This window comes from Streptomyces coffeae, assembly GCF_016741875.1.
GTDB classification, from domain to species: Bacteria; Actinomycetota; Actinomycetes; order Streptomycetales; family Streptomycetaceae; genus Streptomyces; species Streptomyces coffeae.
Genome location: NZ_JAERRF010000005.1, coordinates 101,652 through 121,645 on the forward strand (window position 1 = coordinate 101,652; position 19,994 = coordinate 121,645).

The 19,994-nt window shown below is 72.2% G+C and carries 18 protein-coding genes; 7 read left to right on the forward strand and 11 right to left on the reverse strand.

Annotated elements, in window-relative coordinates:
- Positions 1-59: 59 nt before the first annotated feature.
- The 6 genes from aceE to JK363_RS09745 form a co-directional block, all read right to left on the reverse strand.
- Positions 60-2,738: a pyruvate dehydrogenase (acetyl-transferring), homodimeric type gene (aceE, locus tag JK363_RS09720; protein ID WP_201873937.1), complete on the reverse strand. Its 2,679-nt coding sequence runs from the start codon at positions 2,736-2,738 to the stop codon at positions 60-62.
- Between the two features lie 93 nt (positions 2,739-2,831).
- Positions 2,832-3,455, reverse strand: coding sequence for a GntR family transcriptional regulator (locus JK363_RS09725; RefSeq protein ID WP_201873939.1), 624 nt, complete (start codon positions 3,453-3,455; stop codon positions 2,832-2,834).
- 145 nt (positions 3,456-3,600) lie between these two features.
- Positions 3,601-5,343 carry a 2-oxoglutarate dehydrogenase, E2 component, dihydrolipoamide succinyltransferase gene (gene sucB, locus JK363_RS09730; RefSeq protein ID WP_201873941.1) on the reverse strand — a complete coding sequence of 581 codons (1,743 nt, stop codon included), beginning with the start codon at positions 5,341-5,343 and terminating at the stop codon, positions 3,601-3,603.
- A gap of 50 nt (positions 5,344-5,393) precedes the next feature.
- Positions 5,394-6,782 (reverse strand): dihydrolipoyl dehydrogenase, encoded by a 1,389-nt coding sequence (gene lpdA / locus JK363_RS09735; RefSeq protein ID WP_201873943.1) that lies wholly within the window; start codon positions 6,780-6,782, stop codon positions 5,394-5,396.
- A 267-nt stretch (positions 6,783-7,049) separates the two neighbouring features.
- Positions 7,050-8,585 carry a leucyl aminopeptidase gene (locus tag JK363_RS09740; RefSeq protein ID WP_201873945.1) on the reverse strand — a complete coding sequence of 512 codons (1,536 nt, stop codon included), beginning with the start codon at positions 8,583-8,585 and terminating at the stop codon, positions 7,050-7,052.
- A 193-nt stretch (positions 8,586-8,778) separates the two neighbouring features.
- Entirely contained in the window at positions 8,779-9,648 is an 870-nt protein-coding gene (locus JK363_RS09745; RefSeq protein WP_201873948.1) for an adenosylcobinamide-GDP ribazoletransferase, read from the reverse strand.
- Positions 9,649-9,681: 33 nt separating this feature from the next.
- Between JK363_RS09745 and JK363_RS09750 the strand changes: the two genes are divergently transcribed.
- Complete coding sequence (locus JK363_RS09750) at positions 9,682-10,431, forward strand: hypothetical protein (RefSeq protein ID WP_201873950.1); 750 nt, start codon at positions 9,682-9,684, stop codon at positions 10,429-10,431.
- Here the strand turns inward: JK363_RS09750 and JK363_RS09755 are convergent.
- The 3 genes from JK363_RS09755 to JK363_RS09765 all read right to left on the reverse strand — a co-directional run bounded on the left by JK363_RS09755 (position 10,426) and on the right by JK363_RS09765 (position 14,675).
- Complete coding sequence (locus tag JK363_RS09755) at positions 10,426-12,216, reverse strand: phosphatidylglycerol lysyltransferase domain-containing protein (RefSeq protein WP_201873952.1); 1,791 nt, start codon at positions 12,214-12,216, stop codon at positions 10,426-10,428. The genes JK363_RS09750 and JK363_RS09755 overlap by 6 nt on opposite strands.
- Positions 12,217-12,312: 96 nt before the next feature.
- Positions 12,313-13,419, reverse strand: a complete 1,107-nt coding sequence (cobT, locus tag JK363_RS09760; RefSeq protein ID WP_201873953.1) for a nicotinate-nucleotide--dimethylbenzimidazole phosphoribosyltransferase — start codon at positions 13,417-13,419, stop codon at positions 12,313-12,315.
- Between the two features lie 56 nt (positions 13,420-13,475).
- A complete protein-coding gene (locus JK363_RS09765; RefSeq protein WP_201873954.1) occupies positions 13,476-14,675 on the reverse strand; it encodes a bifunctional adenosylcobinamide kinase/adenosylcobinamide-phosphate guanylyltransferase in 1,200 nt (399 codons plus the stop codon).
- A 140-nt stretch (positions 14,676-14,815) separates the two neighbouring features.
- Here JK363_RS09765 and JK363_RS09770 point away from each other — a divergent pair, with 140 nt between their 5' ends.
- Entirely contained in the window at positions 14,816-15,019 is a 204-nt protein-coding gene (locus tag JK363_RS09770) for a hypothetical protein (protein ID WP_201873955.1), read from the forward strand.
- 103 nt (positions 15,020-15,122) lie between these two features.
- Here JK363_RS09770 and JK363_RS09775 read toward each other — a convergent pair whose 3' ends face one another.
- Entirely contained in the window at positions 15,123-15,806 is a 684-nt protein-coding gene (locus tag JK363_RS09775) for a class I SAM-dependent methyltransferase (RefSeq protein WP_372444740.1), read from the reverse strand.
- Between JK363_RS09775 and JK363_RS44145 the strand changes: the two genes are divergently transcribed.
- The gene (locus JK363_RS44145) at positions 15,711-15,929 is read left to right on the forward strand and encodes a hypothetical protein (RefSeq protein WP_307821685.1); all 219 of its coding nucleotides are present in this window, start codon (positions 15,711-15,713) and stop codon (positions 15,927-15,929) included. The genes JK363_RS09775 and JK363_RS44145 overlap by 96 nt on opposite strands.
- Before the next feature lie 8 nt (positions 15,930-15,937).
- Here JK363_RS44145 and JK363_RS09780 read toward each other — a convergent pair whose 3' ends face one another.
- Entirely contained in the window at positions 15,938-16,534 is a 597-nt protein-coding gene (locus JK363_RS09780) for a DUF3043 domain-containing protein (protein ID WP_201873956.1), read from the reverse strand.
- A 248-nt stretch (positions 16,535-16,782) separates the two neighbouring features.
- Here JK363_RS09780 and JK363_RS09785 point away from each other — a divergent pair, with 248 nt between their 5' ends.
- From JK363_RS09785 to JK363_RS09800, 4 genes are all read left to right on the forward strand, one after another.
- Positions 16,783-17,568, forward strand: a complete 786-nt coding sequence (locus tag JK363_RS09785) for a PspA/IM30 family protein (RefSeq protein WP_201873957.1) — start codon at positions 16,783-16,785, stop codon at positions 17,566-17,568.
- Between the two features lie 44 nt (positions 17,569-17,612).
- Positions 17,613-17,891, forward strand: coding sequence for a PspA-associated protein PspAA (gene pspAA, locus JK363_RS09790; protein WP_201873958.1), 279 nt, complete (start codon positions 17,613-17,615; stop codon positions 17,889-17,891).
- A gap of 90 nt (positions 17,892-17,981) precedes the next feature.
- Positions 17,982-19,265: a sensor histidine kinase gene (locus JK363_RS09795; RefSeq protein WP_201873961.1), complete on the forward strand. Its 1,284-nt coding sequence runs from the start codon at positions 17,982-17,984 to the stop codon at positions 19,263-19,265.
- Positions 19,262-19,945 carry a response regulator gene (locus JK363_RS09800; RefSeq protein ID WP_201873962.1) on the forward strand — a complete coding sequence of 228 codons (684 nt, stop codon included), beginning with the start codon at positions 19,262-19,264 and terminating at the stop codon, positions 19,943-19,945. The genes JK363_RS09795 and JK363_RS09800 overlap by 4 nt, the downstream gene beginning before the upstream one ends.
- Positions 19,946-19,994: the final 49 nt, after the last annotated feature.

The window sequence follows — 19,994 nt, forward strand, 5'->3', positions numbered from 1 at the left end:
CGCCGTTGTGCGACCGCCAGACGCGGCCGCACAACGGCGGAGCCGGGGGATCGGGCCGGCTACAGCCCGTAGTGGCGGGCGGCCTCCTTGGCGGCGGTGGCGCTCACCTCGCCGCGCCGGGCCAGCCGGTCCAGGGCCGTCACCACGATCGCCGGGGCGTCCACGCCGAAGTGGCGGCGGGCGGCCTCGCGGGTGTCGGAGAGGCCGAAGCCGTCGGTGCCCAGGGAGTACCAGTCCTGCTCCACCCACTGGCTGATCTGGTCGGGTACCGCGCGCATCCAGTCGCTGACCGCGAGGACCGGGCCCGGTGCGCCTGCCAGGGCACGGGTGACGTACGGGACCCGGTCTTCGCCAGTGAGCCGCGCCGTGTCACAGGACAGGGCGTCACGGCGCAGCTCGCTCCAGGAGGTGGCGGACCACACGTCGGCGGCCACACCCCAGTCGTCGGCGAGGAGTTTCTGGGCCTCCAGCGCCCAGTGGATGGCGGTGCCGGAGGCGAGGAGCTGGATCCGGGGGGCGCCGGCGGCGGGCGCCTCGGCCTCCCGGTAGCGGTACAGGCCCTTGAGGATGCCCTCCTCGACGCCCTCGCCCTGGGGCATGGGCGGCTGGACCTTGGTCTCGTTGTAGACGGTCAGGTAGTAGAAGACGTCCTCGGCGTCCGGGCCGTACATCCGCCGCAGGCCGTCCCGCACGATTGCCCCGACCTCGTAGGCGAACGCCGGGTCGTAGGCGAGCGCCGCCGGGTTGGTGGAGGCGATCAGATGCGAGTGGCCGTCGGCGTGCTGGAGGCCCTCACCGGTCATGGTGGTGCGGCCCGCGGTGGCGCCGATCAGGAAGCCGCGGCCGAGCTGGTCGGCGAGCGCCCACATCTGGTCGGCGGTGCGCTGCCAGCCGAACATCGAGTAGAAGATGTAGAAGGGGATCATCGGCTCGCCGTGGGTCGCGTACGACGTGGCGGCGGCGGTGAAGTCGGCCATCGAACCGGCCTCGGTGATCCCCTCGTTGAGGATCTGACCGTTCGTGGCCTCCTTGTAGTACAGGAGCTGATCGCGGTCGACCGGGTCGTAGGTCTGGCCGAGCGGGGAGTAGATCCCGGCGGTCGGGAAGAGCGACTCCATGCCGAACGTCCGCGCCTCGTCGGGCACGATCGGCACCCAGCGCTTGCCGGTCTCCTTGTCCCGCATCAGATCCTTGACCAGCCGGACGAAGGCCATCGTGGTGGCGATCTCCTGGCTGCCGGACCCCTTGGCGAGAGTCTCGAAGGGCTTGGCGGACGGCTCGGGCAGCGCCACCGGGTGGACCGTGCGCGCGGGCGCCGGACCGCCGAGGGCCGCGCGGCGCTCCTGGAGGTAGCGCACCTCGGGGGAGTCGGCGCCGGGGTGGGCGTACGGGACGAGCTCGTCGTCCAGCTTGCTGTCCGGGATGGGCAGCTCCAGGAGGTCGCGCATGGTGCGGAACTCCTTGCCCGTGAGCTTCTTCATCTGGTGGTTGGCGTTGCGGGACTCGAAACCGGGGCCGAGCGTCCAGCCCTTGACGGTCTGCGCGAGGACCACGGTCGGGGCGCCCTTGTGGTCCACGGCGGCGCGGTAGGCGGCGTGCACCTTGCGCGGCTCATGGCCCGCGCGGGAGGTGTGGAAGCACTCGGTGAGCTTGGCGTCGGTGACGCGCTGGGCGAGCCGGGCCAGCTCCGGATCGGTGCCGAAGAAGTGCTCGCGGATGTAGCCGGCGTCGCGGGTGGCGTAGGTCTGGAACTGCCCGTCGGGCACCTCGCGCAGCCGGCGCGCCAGCGCGCCCGAGGTGTCCAGCGCGAACATCTCGTCCCAGGCCGAGCCCCACAGCGACTTGACCACATTCCAGCCGGCCGCGCGGAACTGCGCCTCAAGCTCCTGGACGATCTTGAAGTTGGCGCGCACCGGGCCGTCGAGCCGCTGGAGGTTGCAGTTGATGACGAAGGTCAGGTTGTCCAGGCCCTCACGCCCGGCCAGGGCGAGTGCGGCGGTGGACTCGGGCTCGTCCATTTCGCCGTCGCCGAGGAAGGCCCATACGTGGGAGCCCGCGGTGTCCTTGATGCCGCGGCTCGCCAGATAGCGGTTGAACCGCGCCTGGTAGATCGCGGAGAGCGGGCCGAGCCCCATGGAGACGGTGGGGAACTCCCACAGCCAGGGCAGCCGGCGCGGATGCGGGTAGGAGGGAAGACCGTCTCCGCCCGCCTCGCGCCGGAAGTTGTCGAGGTGGTGCTCGGTCAGCCGGCCGTCGAGGAAGGCGCGGGCGTAGATGCCAGGGGAGGCGTGGCCCTGGATGTAGAGCTGGTCGCCCGAGCCGCCCTCGGCCTCTTTGCCGTGGAAGAAGTGCTGGAAGCCGGTCTCGTAGAGCCAGGCGGCGGAGGCGAAGGTGGCGATGTGGCCGCCGAGGCCGTCCCGGCTGCCGCGGGTGACCATCGCCGCCGCGTTCCACCGGTTCCAGGCGGTGATCCGCCGCTCCATCTCCTCGTCACCGGGGAAGGCGGGCTCCGCGGCGGTCGGGATGGTGTTGACGTAGTCCGACTCCAGCAGCGGCGGCAGCGCGAGCCCGGCGCCCTCGGCGCGCTCCAGGGTGCGGCGCATCAGGTACGCGGCGCGGTGCGGACCGGCGGCCTGGGTGACGGCCGCGAGTGAGGCGCCCCACTCCGCGGTCTCCTCGGGGTCCCGGTCGGGGATCTGGTCGAGCGCACTCGGCTGCGTGCTGGCGAGATCGGTCATGCTGCCGACTGTAAGTTCTGATCGATGATCGATCAAAGCCCCTGAAGCAAAAAAATGCTCCGCACCGCGAAAGTGGCATTCCGTGCCGCGAAATCAGGCACGCGGTGCACAGCCGAGCACATGCTCCTTGACGAGTTCGCCCACCCGCGGATCCCGGCGTCGGAACGCGTCCACGACCGCCTGGTGCTCCTCGGCGTAGGACTGCTGGACGGTGCCCAGCCAGCGGATGGACAGCGTTGTCCAGATCTCGATGCCCAGTGACTCCCAGGTGTGCAGCAGCACGCTGTTGCCCGAGGCCCGCACCAGTTCCCGGTGGAAGGCGACGGTGTGCCGGACCTGGGCCTCGCCGTCGGCCCTGCGGTCCGCCTCGTACAGCGCCCGCACCTCGGGCTCCAGGGCGGAGGTGTCCTCGGCCAGCCGGGGCGCCGCCAGCTCCGCCGCCATCTGCTCCAGTCCGGCCCGTACCGGATAGATCTCCTCGAGGTCGGAGGCGGCCAGATTCCGCACCCGGACGCCCTTGTTGGGGGCCGATTCGATCAGCCGTAGCGACTCCAGCTCCCGCAGCGCCTCCCGGACGGGGGTCTGGCTGACGTCCAGCTCCGTCGCGATCCTCCGCTCCACGATCCGCTCGCCCGGCTTCCAGCGCCCGCTGACGATCCCCTCCACGATGTGCTCGCGGATCTGCTCGCGCAGCGAGTGGACGACGGGCGGGGTCATGGGGCGCTCCTTCGGAACCAGCGGTGAACGAAAATCATTATCCAGGCAGCGGAACGTCCGTGGTCCGGGAACGGAAAAGGGCCGCGCCCCGCACGGAAGTCCGTACGGGGCGCGGCCGACAGCGCGGGCGTCCGCCGTGAGCCGGTCAGAGGCCGAGCTCGACCTCGAACTCACCGGCCTCCAGGATCTCCTTGACGGCCGTCAGGTAGCGGGCCGCGTCGGCACCGTCCACCAGGCGGTGGTCGTAGGAGAGCGTGAGGTACGTCATGTCCCGGACGCCGATGACGGTGCCCTCGGACGTCTCGATGACGGCCGGACGCTTCACCGTGGCGCCGATGCCCAGGATCGCGACCTGGTTCGGCGGCACGATGATCGTGTCGAACAGCGCACCGCGCGAACCGGTGTTGCTGATCGTGAAGGTCGCGCCGGCCAGCTCGTCCGGCGTGATCTTGTTGGCGCGGACCTTGCCGGCCAGGTCGGCGGTGGCCTTGGCGATACCGGCCAGGTTGAGGTTGCCCGCACCCTTGATGACCGGGGTCATCAGGCCCTTCTCGGAGTCCACGGCGATGCCGACGTTCTCCGAGTCGAAGTAGGTGATGGTGCCCTCGTCCTCGTTGATCCGGGCGTTGATGACCGGGTGGGCCTTCAGCGCCTGGGCCGCGGCCTTGACGAAGAACGGCATCGGGGAGAGCTTGACGCCCTCACGCGCCGCGAACCCGTCCTTGGCCTGGGCGCGCAGCTTCATCAGCCGGGTGACGTCGACCTCGACGACCGAGGACAGCTGGGCCTGGCTGTGCAGCGCCTTCATCATGTTGTCGCCGATGACCTTGCGCATGCGGGTCATCTTGACGGTCTGGCCGCGCAGCGGGGACACCTCGAGGACCGGAGCCTTCTTGGCGGCCGGCGCGGCGGCGGCCGGAGCCTGGGCCTGCGCCTGGGCGGCGGCCTTGGCAGCCTCGGCGGCGGCGATGACGTCCTGCTTGCGGATCCGGCCGCCGACGCCGGTGCCCTTGACGGTGGCCAGGTCCACGCCGTTCTCGGCGGCGAGCTTGCGCACCAGCGGGGTCACATAGGCGCCCTCGGCCTCGGGGGCCGAGGGGGCAGGGATCGATGGGGCGGCCGGGGCGGCCGGGGCCGGAGCGGGCGCCGGAGCCGGAGCGGCGGGCGCCTGCGGAGCCGGGGCCGGGGCCGGGGCCTCCTTGACCGGCTCGGGGGCCGGGGCCGGGGCGGGGGCGGCCTGCGGAGCCGGGGCGGCCGGAGCCGGCGCGGCGGCCGGAGCGGCGCCCGCGGCACCGATGACGGCCAGCTTGGCGCCGACCTCAGCGGTCTCGTCCTCGGCGACGAGGATCTCCAGCAGGGTGCCCGCGGCCGGGGCCGGGATCTCGGTGTCGACCTTGTCGGTGGAGACCTCGAGGAGCGGCTCGTCGGCCTCGACCGCGTCACCGACCTCCTTGAGCCAGCGGGTGACGGTGCCCTCGGTCACCGACTCACCGAGCGCCGGAAGCACCACATCGGTGCCCTCGGCGCCACCGGCCGGGGCGGCCGCGGGAGCCGGAGCCGGGGCGGGGGCCTCGGCCGCCGGGGCGGGCTCGGGCTGCGCCGCCGGAGCGGGCTCGGCCGCCGGGGCGGGGGCCGCGGCGGGGGCTGCGCCGCCGTCGTCGATGACGGCGAGCTCGGCGCCGACCTCGACCGTCTCGTCCTCGGCGACCTTGATGGACGTCAGCACACCGGCCGCCGGGGCCGGAATCTCGGTGTCGACCTTGTCGGTGGAGACCTCGAGCAGTGGCTCGTCGGCCTCGACACGCTCACCCTCGGCCTTGAGCCAGCGGGTGACGGTGCCCTCGGTCACGCTCTCGCCGAGCGCCGGCAGGGTTACGGAAACCGCCATGGTTTCGGTTGCTCCTTAACGATCTGTACGGATGGTTCGCGCTCGTGCGATTAGTCGTGGGAGTGCAGCGGCTTGCCGGCCAGGGCCAGGTGGGCCTCGCCGAGCGCCTCGTTCTGGGTCGGGTGGGCGTGGACGAGCTGCGCGACCTCGGCCGGCAGCGCCTCCCAGTTGTAGACCAGCTGGGCCTCGCCGACCTGCTCGCCCATCCGGTCACCCACCATGTGGACACCGACGACGGCGCCGTCGCGGACCTGGACGAGCTTGATCTCGCCCGCGGTCTTCAGGATCTTGCTCTTGCCGTTGCCCGCGAGGTTGTACTTCAGCGCGACGACCTTGTCCGCGCCGTACAGCTCCTTGGCCTTGGCCTCGGTGATGCCGACGGAGGCGACCTCGGGGTGGCAGTACGTCACCCGCGGCACACCGTCGTAGTCGATCGGAACGGTCTTCAGACCGGCCAGCCGCTCGGCGACCAGCATGCCCTCGGCGAAGCCGACGTGGGCCAGCTGGAGGGTGGGGACCAGGTCACCGACGGCGGAGATGGTCGGGACGTTGGTCTGCATGTACTCGTCGACGAGGACATAGCCGCGGTCCATGGCGACCCCGGCCTCCTCGTAGCCCAGGCCCTGCGAGACCGGGCCGCGGCCGACAGCCACGAGCAGCAGCTCGGCCTCGAAGGTCTTGCCGTTCTCCAGCGAGACCTTGACGCCGTCGGCGGTGTACTCGACGCCTGAGAAGCGGGAGCCGAGGGAGAAGTTGATACCGCGCTTGCGGAAGGCGCGCTCCAGCAGCTTGGAGCTGTTCTCGTCCTCGACCGGGACGAGGTGGGGAAGCGCCTCGACGATGGTGATGTCGGCGCCGAAGGACTTCCACGCGGAGGCGAACTCGACGCCGATGACACCGCCGCCCAGCACGATCGCGGACTTCGGCACCCGGTCGAGCACCAGGGCGTGGTCCGAGGAGATGACGCGGTTGCCGTCGATCTCCAGACCGGGGAGCGACTTCGGCACCGAGCCGGTGGCGAGCAGGATGTGGCGGCCGGTGTAGCGCTGACCGTTCACATCGACCGAGGTCGGGGAGGACAGCCGGCCCTCGCCCGTCACATAGGTGACCTTGCGGGACGCGATCAGACCCTGGAGGCCCTTGTACAGGCCCGAGACCACGCCGTCCTTGTACTTGTGCACACCCTCGATGTCGATGCCCTCGAAGGTGGTCTTCACACCGAATTCCGAGCCCTCGCGGGCCTGGTCGGCGATCTCACCGGCGTGCAGCAGAGCCTTGGTGGGGATGCAGCCGCGGTGCAGGCAGGTGCCGCCCAGCTTGTCCTTCTCGATCAGGGCGACGTCCAGACCCAGCTGCGCCGCGCGCAGGGCAGCGGCGTAACCGCCGCTACCGCCTCCGAGGATCACTAGGTCGAAAACGGTGCTGGCGTCATTCGCCACGTCACGTCCTCCATGCATGGTGCGCCGGAGCCGGCCGGTTGGTCGGCCGGGCGGCGGCTGTTGTTCGGCCGCAATTGCTTCGGCCCTGGTGTCGGGGGCCCTGTCCTGCCGAGACAACATCTTCGCACTTGTTGACGTGAGGCGGGACGCGGGGCCGTGGTGTGAGATATCTCCAGACCCCAGTTCAGGGGTTACTCATGCGTATACGGAATCCGTAGCCCCACCGATTTCGTTGACGGCGAAATCGGCGGGACTTTCGGCCCGGCCTCAGCCCAGATCGCCCGCCGCGGTGCGCTCGGCGAGCCGCACCAGCGTGCGTACGGCGGCACCGGTGCCGCCCTTGGGGGTGTAGCCGGACGGACCGGAGTCATTGAAAGCCGGACCCGCGATGTCCAGGTGGGCCCAGGTGATGTCGTCCTGGATGAATTCCTTGAGGAACAGACCGGCCACCAGACCGCCACCCATCCGCTCTCCCATGTTCGCCAGATCGGCGACCGGCGAGTCCATGCTCTTGCGGAGATCGGCCGGAAGCGGCATCGGCCACGACTGCTCGCCGACCTCCTCCGCGATCTCGTGGACCGTGGTGCGGAACGCCTCGTCGTTCGCCATGATCCCGAAGGTGCGGGTGCCCAGGGCGAGGACCATCGCGCCGGTGAGCGTGGCCACGTCCACGATCGCGTCCGGCTTCTCCTCGCAGGCGCGGGTGATCGCGTCGGCGAGCACCAGCCGCCCCTCGGCGTCGGTGTTCAGCACCTCGACGGTCTTGCCGCTGTACATCGTCAGCACATCGCCGGGGCGGGTGGCCGAACCGGACGGCATGTTCTCCGCCAGCGCCAGCCAGCCGGTCAGATTGACCCGCAGCCCCAGCTTGGCGGCGGTGACGACGGTGGAGAACACCGTGGCGGCACCGCTCATGTCGCACTTCATCGTCTCGTTGTGACCGGCCGGCTTGAGGGAGATACCGCCCGAGTCATAGGTGATGCCCTTGCCCACCAGCGCCAGCGTCTTCTCCGCCTTGGGGTGGGTGTAGGCGATCCGCACCAGCCGCGGCGGGGCGTCCGAGCCCTGGCCGACGCCGAGGATGCCGCCGTACCCGCCCTTCTTGAGCGCCTTCTCGTCCAGTACCTCGGTCTTGAGGCCGAACTCCTTGGCCGCCGCCACCGCGGTCGCCGCGAAGGACGCCGGGGTGAGCACGTTGGATGGCGCGTTGATCAGATCGCGGGCCCGGTTGACCTCGGCGGCCAGGGCCACCGCGCGCTCGGCTGCGGCCTTGTACGCCTTGTCCCGCGGCTTGCCGCCGATCAGGGCGACCTCGGCCAGCGGGCCGTTGCCGTTCTTCTTCTTGTCCTTGGCCGCGCCGCCGTTGCCGCTGTTGGCCTTGTCGTACGCGTAGGCGCCCAGCAGCGCGCCCTCGGCGACCGCCGCCGCGGCCGCCGCGTCCTCCACCGGCAGCGCGAACGCCCCCTTCTTGGAACCGGACAGCGCGCGGGCGGCCGCCCCCGCGGCCCGGCGCAGTGCCTCGGCGTCGTAGCCGTCGCCCTTGGCCGGAGCCTCTCCCAGGCCGACCGCCAGCACGACCGGTGCCTTGAGACCGGACGCGGCGGGCAGCTTGGTCACTTCGCCCTCGGCACCGGTCGCGCCGAGCGTCTCCAGAACGGTGCCGAGCTTGCCGCCGAACGCCTTGTCCACGGCCTCCGCGCCGATGGCGACGACGGGGCCCTTCGCCCCCTTTGCCACGCCGATGACAACGGCGTCCGCGCGCAGTGTCGCGGCGGAGGAGGTGCTGAGAGTCAGTGCAGTCACAGTGGTCGGGTCCCTCTTCCGGTGATTTCGTCGGCCGACATCGGATGTCCCCGCGAGGCGGGGGCGGTCGGCCGCGCCCGTCGGCATCGTATGCGCCGGTTGCCGGACGCCCGAGCGGCGGGCTTGTCGCGGCTCACCGCGAGCGTAGCTCTCACCGCGTCCGGGCGGGTCGAGCGGTCGGTGACGGAGGGGGTCAGCCGAGGGTCAGGACGACCAGTGCCGCGGTGGCCGCGGTCTCCGCCAGGGCGCCGAAGACATCCCCCGTCACCCCGCCGAACCGGCGGCGGCAGTGGCGCAGCAGGAGTTCGGCGGCGGCCAGGGCGGACACCACCGCGAGCCCGTGGCGCAGCGCGGACAGCGGGCCGGACAGCAGTCCGCCCGCGGTGCTGACGGCCACCGTGCCCACGGCCACCAGCAGCGCCGAACGCAACGGCACCGCGCCCGCGACCGCCGCGCCAAGACCCTCCGGCCGGGCCGCGGGCACGCCCGCGCGGGCCGCGAGCGTCAGCGCGCAGCGGGCGGCGGTCCCGGCCGCCGCGGCGGCCACCGCGCCCTGCGCCCAGCCCGCCGCGTACAGCTCCGTCAGCGCGGCCACTTGACCGAGCAGCACCAGCAGCAGCGTGATGACGCCGAACGGCCCGATGTCCGAGCGCTTCATGATGCGCAGCGCGTCCTCGGCGGGCTTGCCGCTGCCGAGCCCGTCCGCGGTGTCGGCGAGCCCGTCGAGGTGCAGACCGCGGGTCAGTACGGCGGGTACGGCCACGGTGGCGACGGCGGCCTGCAGGGCACCGCCGCCGAGCAGCAGCAGCGCCCCGCCCAGCGCGGCGGCGCACAGCCCGACCACCAGTCCGGCCAGCGGGGCGCACAGCATTCCGGCGCGCGCCGCCGAACGATCCCAGCGCGCCACTCGTACGGGCAGCACGGTGAGGGTGCCGAAGGCGAAGCGGATCCCGTCGTCCCAGGAGGGGGGTGGGGCGGGGTCGGACGTGGGGGAGCGCCCGGAGTCCGCCGGGCGCTCCGGCTCCGGCGGTCGTGCGGGGGACTGCTCCGGCGTGGTGTCCATCGCGCGGCAGGCTATCGCGCACGCTGAGGGGCCATGGGCCAGTGGTGGGAGCGGAACATCGTCGAGCCCGGCAAGCTGCCGCTGCTTCTCGCCCTGGCCTCGTTCATCCTGTCGTTCGTCATCGTCCGCACCATCACGCGGATGATCAAGGCGGGGCGGGGCCCGTTCCGCAACATCAGCAAGGGCGGACTGCATATCCACCATGTGGTGCCCGGAGTGGTGCTCACCGTCATCGGCGGGTTCGGCGCGGTCGCCAGCGGACGGCAGGGGACCTGGGCCGCGATCTCGGCGGTGCTGTTCGGGGTGGGGGCGGGGCTGGTGCTGGACGAGTTCGCGCTGATCCTCCACCTCCATGACGTCTACTGGTCCGAGCAGGGCCGCAAGAGCGTCGAGGTGGTGGTGATCACCGCTTCGCTGGTCGCCCTGGTGCTCAGCGGCTTCCTTCCGTTCGGGGTGAACGAGGTGTCGGAGGCCGAGCGGGGCAGCCGCGGGGCGGTGGTCGCCGAGGTGGCCACCAACTTCGTGTTCGCGCTGTTCGCGCTGGTCAAGGGAAAGCTGCGGATCGCGGTGATCGGGGTGCTGGTGCCCGTGGTGGCGACCGTCGGCGCGGTGCGGCTGGCCCGCCCCGACTCGTTGTGGGCCCGGCGCTGCTACCGCCGCCGGCCGCGGGCGAGGGCGAAGGCGGAGAAGCGGGCCGAGCGGCATGACGCCCGCTGGAACCGGGTGGGGCGGCGGCTCCAGGACTGGATCGGTGGCTTCTCCGAACCCACGCCGCCCTCATGAGCCTTGCTCGGCCCGCTCGACCCGCGTCCCCTTGGCCAGCCTGGTGCGGTTCAGCCACTTCGGCAGCCCCGGCGCCTCCAGGAACCCCTCCGCGCGGGCCGAGGCGATCCCGATCCGGGGCAGTTCCGTGGACTTCTCGAAGAGCAGATAGCGCGGCTCCCAGATCGGCCGGTACTTGGCGTTGGCCCGGTACAGCGACTCGATCTGCCACCAGCGGGAGAAGAAGCTGAGCAGTGAGCGCCACAGCCGCAGCACCGGCCCCGCGCCCAGCCGTGCGCCACGCTCGAAGACCGACCGGAACATGGCGAAGTTGAGCGAGATCTGATCGACCCCGACCTCTCCCGCGCGCTGGATCAGTTCGAGCACCATGAACTCCACCAAGCCGTTCTCGGAGTCCCGGTCCCGCCGCATCAGATCCAGCGACAGCCCGTGCGGCCCCCAGGGCACAAAGCTCAGCAGCGCCCGCGGCTCGCCCTCGGCGTCGGTGCTGACGAGCATCACACAGCGGCCGTCGCACGGGTCGCCGAGCCGCCCGAGCGCCATCGAGAAGCCGCGCTCGGTCTCACCGTCCCGCCAGTCGTCGGCCAGCCGCAGCAGACCGGCCATCTCCGCCGCCGGGATGTCCTCGTGACGGCGGATGCTGACCGTGTACCCGGCCCGTCCGACCCGGTTGTACGCCTGGCGGACGGTGCGCATCGCGCGCCCCTCGAGGGTGAACTCCCCGGTGTCCACGATCGCCTCGTCGCCCAGTTCCAGCGCGTCCAGACCGTGCCGGGCGTAGATCGTGCCGCCCTCCTCGCTCGCGCCCATCACCGCTGGGATCCAGCCGTGCTCCCGCGCCTCGGCCAGCCAGCGGTCGATCGCGCCCGGCCAGGCTTCCGGATCGCCGATGGGATCGCCGGAGGCCAGGGACACCCCGCCCACCACCCGGTAGGTCACCGCCGACTTGCCCGACGGGGACCACACCGCGCTCTTGTCGTGGCGCAGCGCGAAGTAGCCGAGTGAGTCACGGTCGCCGTGCCGGTCCAGCAGCGCCCGCAGCCGCCGTTCGTCGTCGGCGGAGATCGGGTCGACGGCGCGACGGGAGCGGAACGCCGCCCAGAGCACAAGCAGCAGCAGGGCCGTGCTCATCACGTTGATGACCACGTTGACCCAGCCGGGCGTCTCGATGCCCTCGAAGCGCCCCTCCACGGCCACCAGCGAGACCAGCCGCAGCGCGCCGTAGTGCCAGCGGTCCAGAAAGGTGGAGCGGTACTCGTCGGGCGCGGTGTTGGTGACGGTGACCAGCGCGGCGGCCAGCAGTGAGCCGATCAGCAGCCCGACGACCGCGACCGCCGCGGCCAGCTTGGGGTTGGACCGGTCGCCCTTGGCGTAGAACGCACGGCGCCCGATGAGCAGCGCGGCCACGAACACCGCGGTGAGCAGCAGAGAGATCCAGTTCTGCGGATGGTGCCGGGCCGGGGCCCAGCTCATGGCGAGCGCCATCAACACCAGGGTCAGCCCGCTCAGGCCCAGGTTGAGGATCCAGGCCGCGCGCTTGTGCCGGCGCATGGTGATGGCCAGGAACATCGAGAAGGCCGCCGAGAAGAAGCCCGCGGTCAGCAGATACGGGGTGAAGTACTCATCGACGTTGTGCCGTTTGATGTCGTTGCCGAACGACACCCACACCGCGCCGAGCAGATTGACGAAGGCGACGGTCCGCAGGTACCAGACGGTGAACGCGGCGGCGCGCGGCGGCCAGACGGCAAAAGCGTGGCGTTCCAAGCGGACCTCTTCCTCTCCCATCACGGCCGAGCGGAGGAGGGGTGAGGCGGGGGGTGGCGGTCCGGATCATCGTGTCCGATATGTCCGGACCGCTCAACCGCAGTGCTCAGCCGGTGCTCAGTCCTCCCCGGGTTCCGTCTCCCCGGGTTCCGTCTCCCCGGGTTCCTCGGCCCCGGCCTCCTCGCGCTCGGGCAGTTCCGCCGCCAGGGCCGCGGCCGCCTGCACCAGCGGCAGGGCGAGCAGCGCCCCTGTCCCCTCTCCCACAGTGACGCCGTGGTCGAGCAAAGGGGTGAGCGCGATCCGGTCCAGCGCCTTCTCCTGCGCCGGTTCCCCGCTGCTCTGACCGGCCAGCCACCAGTCCGGGGCGCGGAACGCCACCCGCTGGGCGACCAGCGCGCCCGCCGCCGAAACCACCCCGTCCAGGATCACCGGGGTACGGCGCACCGCGCTCTGGAGCAGAAAGCCGGTGATCGCGGTGAGGTCGGCGCCGCCGACGGTGGCCAGCAGCTGGAGCTGGTCGCCGAGGACCGGGCGCGCCCGGCGCAGCCCGTCCCGGATCGCCGCGCACTTGCGCATCCAGGTCAGGTCGTCGATCCCGGCGCCGCCGCGGCCGGTGACCACGGAGGCGTCGGTGCCGCACAGCGCGGCGATCAGGGTCGCCGCGGCCGTGGTGCCGCCCACGCTCAGATCGCCCAGGACCAGCAGGTCGGTGCCCGCGTCGGCCTCCTCGTCGGCGATGGCCATCCCGGTGCGGAAGGCTCGTTCGGCCTCCTCGTGGGTGAGGGCGTCCTCGATGTCCAGCCGTCCCGAACCCCGGCGCACCCGATGGCGGGTGACCTCCTCGGGCAGCTCGGCCGGGTCGCAGTCCAGCGCCATGTCGATCACGCGCACCGGTACGCCGAAGCGGCGGGCGAGGATCGCGACGGGGCTCTCGCCGTCCAGCACCGCACGCACCAGCCGGTGGGCGCTTCCGGCGGGACGCGCGGAGACACCGAGGTCGGCAATGCCGTGGTCACCCGCGAACAGCACGACACGGGGGCGCTCGACGGGCCGTACCGGCACCCGCTGCTGGGCGGCGGCCAGCCACTCGCCCAGTTCGTCCAGCCGCCCCAGCGCGTCGGCCGGTGGCGCGAGCCGTGCCCGGCGCTCCTCGGCATCGCGGCGGATACCCCCGTCGGGGCGCTCGATCAGATCGACGAAGTCATCGAGATTCAGGGCACTCACGCCGCGAACCCTACCGTCGGGGGTGACAGCGGCGCGCCCCTTCGGCGCGGGCTCGGTCAGCCGCGCAACGGCAGCGCCTGACCGGCCACCACCAGCAGCACCTGTTCGCACTCGGCCGCGAACGCCGCGTTGAGCCGCCCCAGTTCATCACGGAAGCGGCGGCCCGAGGCGGTCGCGGGGACCACGCCCGCGCCCACCTCGTTGCTGACGGCCACCACGGTGCGGCCGGTCGCCCGGACCGCGGCCACCAGAGCGTCCACCCGCTCCCGCAGGGCGTCCGCACCGCCCTGGGCCCACTTCTCGTCGTCCCAGGCCCCGACGGAGTCCATTGCGTCGGTGAGCCACAGCGCCAGACAGTCGATCAGCAGCGGCGGTCCGTCCTCCGCCAGCAGCGGGGCCAGCTCGCAGGTCTCGGTGGTGCGCCAGGAGCCGGGCCGCCGGTCGCGGTGGGCGGTGATCCGGGCGGCCCACTCGGGGTCGCCCTCGCGGGTGCCGCTGGTGGCCACGTACAGCACGTCGGGGAAGGCGGACAGCCGCCGCTCCGCCTCCAGGGACTTGCCGGACCGGGCGCCGCCCAGTACCAGGGTGCGCCGCGGCAGGTCCGGCACCGCGTGGTACTCGCCGACGATCACCGTCCGGCCGTCCGGGACCGTCCGGGCACCCGCCGTGGCCAGCCGGCGGTGGAGTTCCCGGCCGGGCGGAACGGTGTGGTCGATATGGACCGCCAGGACGTCGGTGGTCGCGCCCACGGCCCCGCTCGTCCGCAGCCGGGCCAGCGCGTCCGGGCGGCCGATGGCGTCCAGCACCACCATGTCGTACGGCTGGGTCTGCTCGGTGAGCCCGGCCGGGGCCCCGCCGGGCGGCAGATACAGCAGCCGGGTGCCGTCGGGTCCGGTGATCGCGTAGCCGGTGCCGGGGGAGTCCAGGGCGATGGCCCGCACCCGGTGGCCGCTGATCAGGGACAGCTCACGGCCGTCCGGCACCCGCCCCGGCGCGGGCAGTCCGGCGGGGAACTCGACGGCCGGGCCCGCGTGCGGATGCGAGAGCAGCACCTGCCGCACACCGACCAGCGAATACCCGGCGCGGGCGGCGGCGAAGGCGGCGCCCGGGGTGAGGTCCAGGAGCAGCGCGCCGTCGATGAGCAGGGCCGTCGCGGCCCGTGCCTCGTCGCCGACGGCGGTGGCGCAGGACGCGCAGGGGCAGTCGTGCCGTGGCAGCCCGTCGGGGGCTCCGGTGCCCAGAAATGTGAGTTCCACGCCCCGATCGTCTCGCGTCCGCAAGCGCGGGTCGCGCGGGGCCACCCCGTACGGAGTGATCAGTCGCCTAGGCTGCGGGCAGTTATCACCTGTGGACCGGCGGGTATCACCCGTCGACCGGCGGGATGGAGGAGGCGTACATGGCGTGGACGTGGCGGTTCGAGAAGTCCGATGGGACGGAGACGAAGCCCGCGGTACAGCCGGAGGAGTTCCCGACCCAGGGGGATGCGGAGTCATGGATCGGTGAGGAGTGGAAGGAGCTCCTCGACGGAGGAGCCGAGCAGGTCATCCTCTTCGAGGACGGCACCAAGATCTACGGCCCGATGAGTCTGCGGGCCGAATGAGCACCGTGATGAGCACCGGAGGCTGAGCTCCCGGGCACCGGATGTGGCGGCGCCCCGTGGCGCCGCCACACTCCTTCCGCCCGGTGAAGCCCGGTGAACCGGCTCAGCCGCGTACCCCGCACAGATGCAGCAGGGCCGCCACCGAGCGGTACGGATCGGTGCGCCCGGCCCGCTCCTCGGCCGCCAGCAGCCGCTCCCACTCCGGGGACGGCGGGGGCGGGGTGTCGCTCCCGGCCTGGTCGGTGAAGACCCGCACCCCGTACCAGGCGTGCAGCGGGGCGCCGATCGCGGTGAGCGTCGTGGTCAGCTCCTCCCGCCGGTCGGCCCGCACCCGCAGCCCGATCCGGTTGGTGTACGCGGGGGAGTCGAACGCGGCCAGCGCGGTGTCCCAGTCCCCGGCCAGCCCCGGCCGCATCGCCAGCGCGTCGGCATTGCGCACCAGCAGCGAGAGCAGACCGCCCGGCGCCAGCACCCGGGCGAGGCCCGCCAGCAGCGGATCCGGCTCGGGCACATACATCAGCACACCGTGGCAGAGCACCACATCGAAGGTACCCGGCAGGAAGTGCGCGCCGGTGTCCCGGCCGTCGCCCTCGATCAGCCGCACCCTGGCCCGGATGCCCTCCGGCTCCTCCGCGAGCGCGTTGCGCACCGCGGCCAGCATGGTGGGGTCGGACTCAACCCCGGTCACCTCGTGGCCCGCGCGGGCCAGCCGCAGGGCCTGGGTGCCCTGGCCGAGGCCGACATCGAGCACCCGCAGCCGCCGGCCCACCGGATAGCGGGCGGTGATCTGCTCGTCGAGCTGCTGGGCGACCAGCGCCTGCCGGACGGTGTTCCGCAGGCCCCCGAGGCGGCTCAGCCAGCCCTCCGCCCCGCCGGTGAAGCCGGACGCTTGTCCGCCGTGGTCCGCTGATCTCCCGCTCAGGGCCGCTCTCCGCGCTTGACCTGCGGCTTGGGCAGCCGCAGCCGGCGCATCTGGAGCGTGCGCATCAGCGCGTACGCCACGGCGCCGCGCAGATTCTCGTCAGGGAACTTCTTGCGCAGCGCGCGCTTCAGCTGGAAGGCGAGGATGAACGAGTTGATGACGATCATCACGATGACGACCATCCACAGCAGCAGCACATAGCTCTGCATGGCACCGGCACGGATCATGCTCAGCACCAGGATGACCACCGCGAGCGGCAGGAAGAACTCGGCGACGACGAACCGGGAGTCCACGAAGTCGCGGGCGAAGCGGCGCACCGGGCCCTTGTCACGGGCCGGGAGGTAGCGCTCGTCACCGCTGGCGAGCGCTTGGCGCTGACGGGCCAGATCGGTACGGCGGGCCTCCCGCTGGCGCTTGGCGGAGTCCTTGCGGGTGGCCGGCGTCTTCGCCAGGCTGCGGCGCTGAGACTGAGCCTCATTGCGCTTGGGCGTGGGGCGGCCCTTGGGCGCCTGCGGGTCACGGGGCTGCTGCGGCTGGTCCGCGGTCACCTTGGCGGTGGCGGCCTGCTCATCCTTGGAACGGCTTCGGAACACAAAGCCCAAGGGTACGGGTTCACGGGTGTGCGCCCCAGTCCCATGGGGAACGATCCGGCAACGGCACTGCCGCCGTATCGGGACACAGCGGTCAGCTACTCCCTGCGCCGGAGGCGCCCGCCTCCCGATCGTCCTGGAGGAGGAGCGCGAACGGCCCCGAACAGTGCGGTAATGGAAGCAGGGCCCGTAGGCTGGGTCTGTTGGAGTGCTGGAGTCTCAAGTCCGTCAGAAGGGGGCGCGCGAGGCCCATGAGCGGTGTCATGAAGCGTATGGGGATGATCTTCCGCGCGAAGGCCAACAAGGCCCTGGACCGGGCCGAGGACCCGCGCGAGACCCTTGACTACTCGTACCAGAAGCAGCTCGAGCTGCTCCAGAAGGTCCGCCGCGGGGTCGCCGACGTGGCCACCTCCCGCAAGCGGCTGGAGCTCCAGATGAACCAGCTCCAGGGGCAGTCCGCCAAGCTGGAGGACCAGGGCCGCAAGGCGCTCGCGCTCGGCCGCGAGGACCTGGCGCGGGAGGCGCTCTCCCGCCGTGCCGCGCTCCAGCAGCAGGTCACCGATCTGGAGACCCAGCACCAGACCCTCCAGGGCGAGGAGGAGAAGCTCACCCTGGCCTCCCAGCGGCTCCAGGCCAAGGTCGACGCCTTCCGCACCCGCAAGGAGACCATCAAGGCCACCTACACCGCGGCCCAGGCGCAGACCCGGATCGGCGAGGCGTTCTCCGGCATCTCCGAGGAGATGGGCGACGTCGGCATGGCGATCCAGCGCGCCGAGGACAAGACCGCGCAGCTCCAGGCCCGCGCGGGTGCCATCGACGAGCTGCTCGCCTCCGGTGCCCTCGACGACCAGTCCGGGATGGCCAAGGACGACATCGCGGCCGAGCTGGACCGGATCTCCGGCGGTACGGATGTGGAGCTGGAGCTCCAGCGGATGAAGGCCGAGCTGGCCGGCGGCGGCTCCCAGCAGGCCATCGAGGGCGGTCAGCAGAACCAGTCCCAGCAGTCCCAGGGCCAGCACAAGTTCGACAAGCAGTAGCCCGCGCCCCCACCCGGGCGAGGTCTCCTACGGAGGAGGTCGTCATGATCGTACGGATCATGGGGGAGGGCCAGGTACAGGTGGCCGAAAGTCATCTGCCCGGGCTGAACAAGCTGGACGACGAACTGCTCGCCGAGGTCGAGAGCGGCGACCAGGACGGCTTCCGGCGGACGCTCGGCGCGCTCCTCGACGCCGTGCGTTCGGCGGGCGAAGCGCTGCCGGACGACTCCCTCGAACCCTCCGAGCTGATCCTGCCCGCCCCCGACGCCACCCTCGAGGAAGTCAAGGCGATGCTCAAGGACGACGGCCTGATCCCGGGCTAGCCCGGCCGCACTCCAGCACAGGTCGTGCCCCCTTTGTCCGCCGGTGACCGGCCGCCCCCGGAGCGGAGCGGTCCGGCGCGGCGCTTACCGTTGGATCCCGTGACTCCCCTCTCCGTGGGGCCGAGCCTGGCCCGTCCCCACCGCTGGCTGGCCGCGCACCCGAGGGCCCTGGACATCCTGGTGGCCGTCGGTATCTTCGCGCTGATCATCATCGGCGCGGTGGCCAACCCGCATCTGCGGGAACAGCACATCGGCCCGGTCTTCGTCCTGCTGGCCCTGCTCGCCTCCGCCTCCCTGGTGCTCCGCCGCGATCTGCCGTGCAGTGTGCTCGCGGTGACCTCGGCGCTCACCGTGGTGGAGATCACCACCAACCAGAGCGGACCGCCGCGCACCTCGATCGTGCTGGCCGTGGTGGCGGCGCTGTACTCCCTCGCGGCCAGCACCGACCGCCCCACCACCTGGCGGGTCGGCCTCATCACCGCGGTGCTGCTGACCGGGACCGCGATGCTCTTCGGGCTCAGCCCCTGGTACTCCCAGGAGAACCTGGGCATCTTCGCCTGGGCCGGGCTGGCCGCCGCCGCGGGCGACGCGGTGCGCAGCCGCCGCGCCTATGTCGCCGCCGTCGAGGAGCGGGCGGTACGGGCCGAGCGCACCCGCGAGGAGGAGGCGCGCCGCCGGGTGGCCGAGGAGCGGCTGCGGATCGCCCGGGAGCTGCACGATGTGGTCGCCCACCACATCGCCCTGGTCAATGTGCAGGCCGGGGTGGCGTCCCATGTCATGGACAAACGCCCCGACCAGGCCAAGGAGGCGCTCGCCCACGTCCGGGAGGCCAGCCGCTCGGCGCTGGACGAGCTGCGCGCCACGGTCGGTCTGCTGCGGCAGTACGGCGACCCCGCCGCCCCCACCGAACCGGCACCGGGCCTCGGTGTGCTGGACCAGCTGGTGGAGGGCTTCGCCCGGGTGGGGATGCGGGTCGAGGTGGAGGCGGAGCCGCGCGGCGGCCTCGGACCGCTGGCGGGCTCGGTCGACCTCACCGCGTACCGGGTCGTCCAGGAGGCGCTGACCAATGTGCACAAGCACGCCGGGCCCGAGGCCGGTGTGCGGATCCGGATCGTCCGGGACCGCGGCGTGCTGGAGATCACCGTCGTGGACGACGGGGCGGGGGCGGAGCCCCGGGCCGACGGGGCCGCCGGGGAGGGCGTGCCCACGTCGCCGCTGCTGGACGACGAGCACGGCGGCGGACACGGACTGCTCGGGATGCGGGAGCGGGTCACCGCGCTGCGCGGCAGCTGCGAGGCGGGCCCCCTGCCCGAGGGCGGCTTCCGGGTGCGGGCCAGACTTCCCTTGCAGGGCCGTACGGGAGGGGATTCATGACGATCAAGGTGCTGCTCGCCGATGACCAGGCGTTGCTGCGCAGTGCGTTCCGCGTGCTGGTGGACTCCGATCCGGACATGGAGGTGGTGGGGGAGGCGTCCGACGGTGCGGAGGCGGTCGAGATCGTCCGTGCCAAGGGCGCGGACGTGGTCCTGATGGACATCCGGATGCCCGGTACCGACGGGCTGACCGCGACCCGCATGATCAGCGAGGACCCGGAGCTGACCGGGGTCCGGGTGGTCATGCTGACCACTTTCGAGGTCGACGAGTACGTGGTGGACTCCCTGCGGGCGGGCGCCAGTGGTTTCCTCGGTAAAGGCGCGGAGCCCGAGGAACTGCTGTCCGCGATCCGGATCGCGGCGGCGGGCGAGGCGCTGCTCTCCCCGGCCGCGACCAAGGGCCTGATCGCCCGGTTCCTGGCCCAGGGCGACGGCGCCCGGGACGGCGAGGACCCCGCCTACGACGCCAGTCGGCTGGACGCGCTCACGGTGCGTGAGCGCGAGGTGCTGGTGCAGGTGGCCGGTGGGCTGTCCAACGACGAGATCGCCGCCCGGCTGGAGGTCAGCCCGCTGACGGTCAAGACCCATGTGAACCGCGCGATGGCCAAGCTGGGGGCGCGGGACCGGGCCCAGCTGGTCGTGATCTCCTACGAGACGGGCCTGGTCCGCCCCGGGGCCTGACGCCGGACTTCCGCATACGCCACGGGGCGCGGAGCCCGTCGGCCCCGCG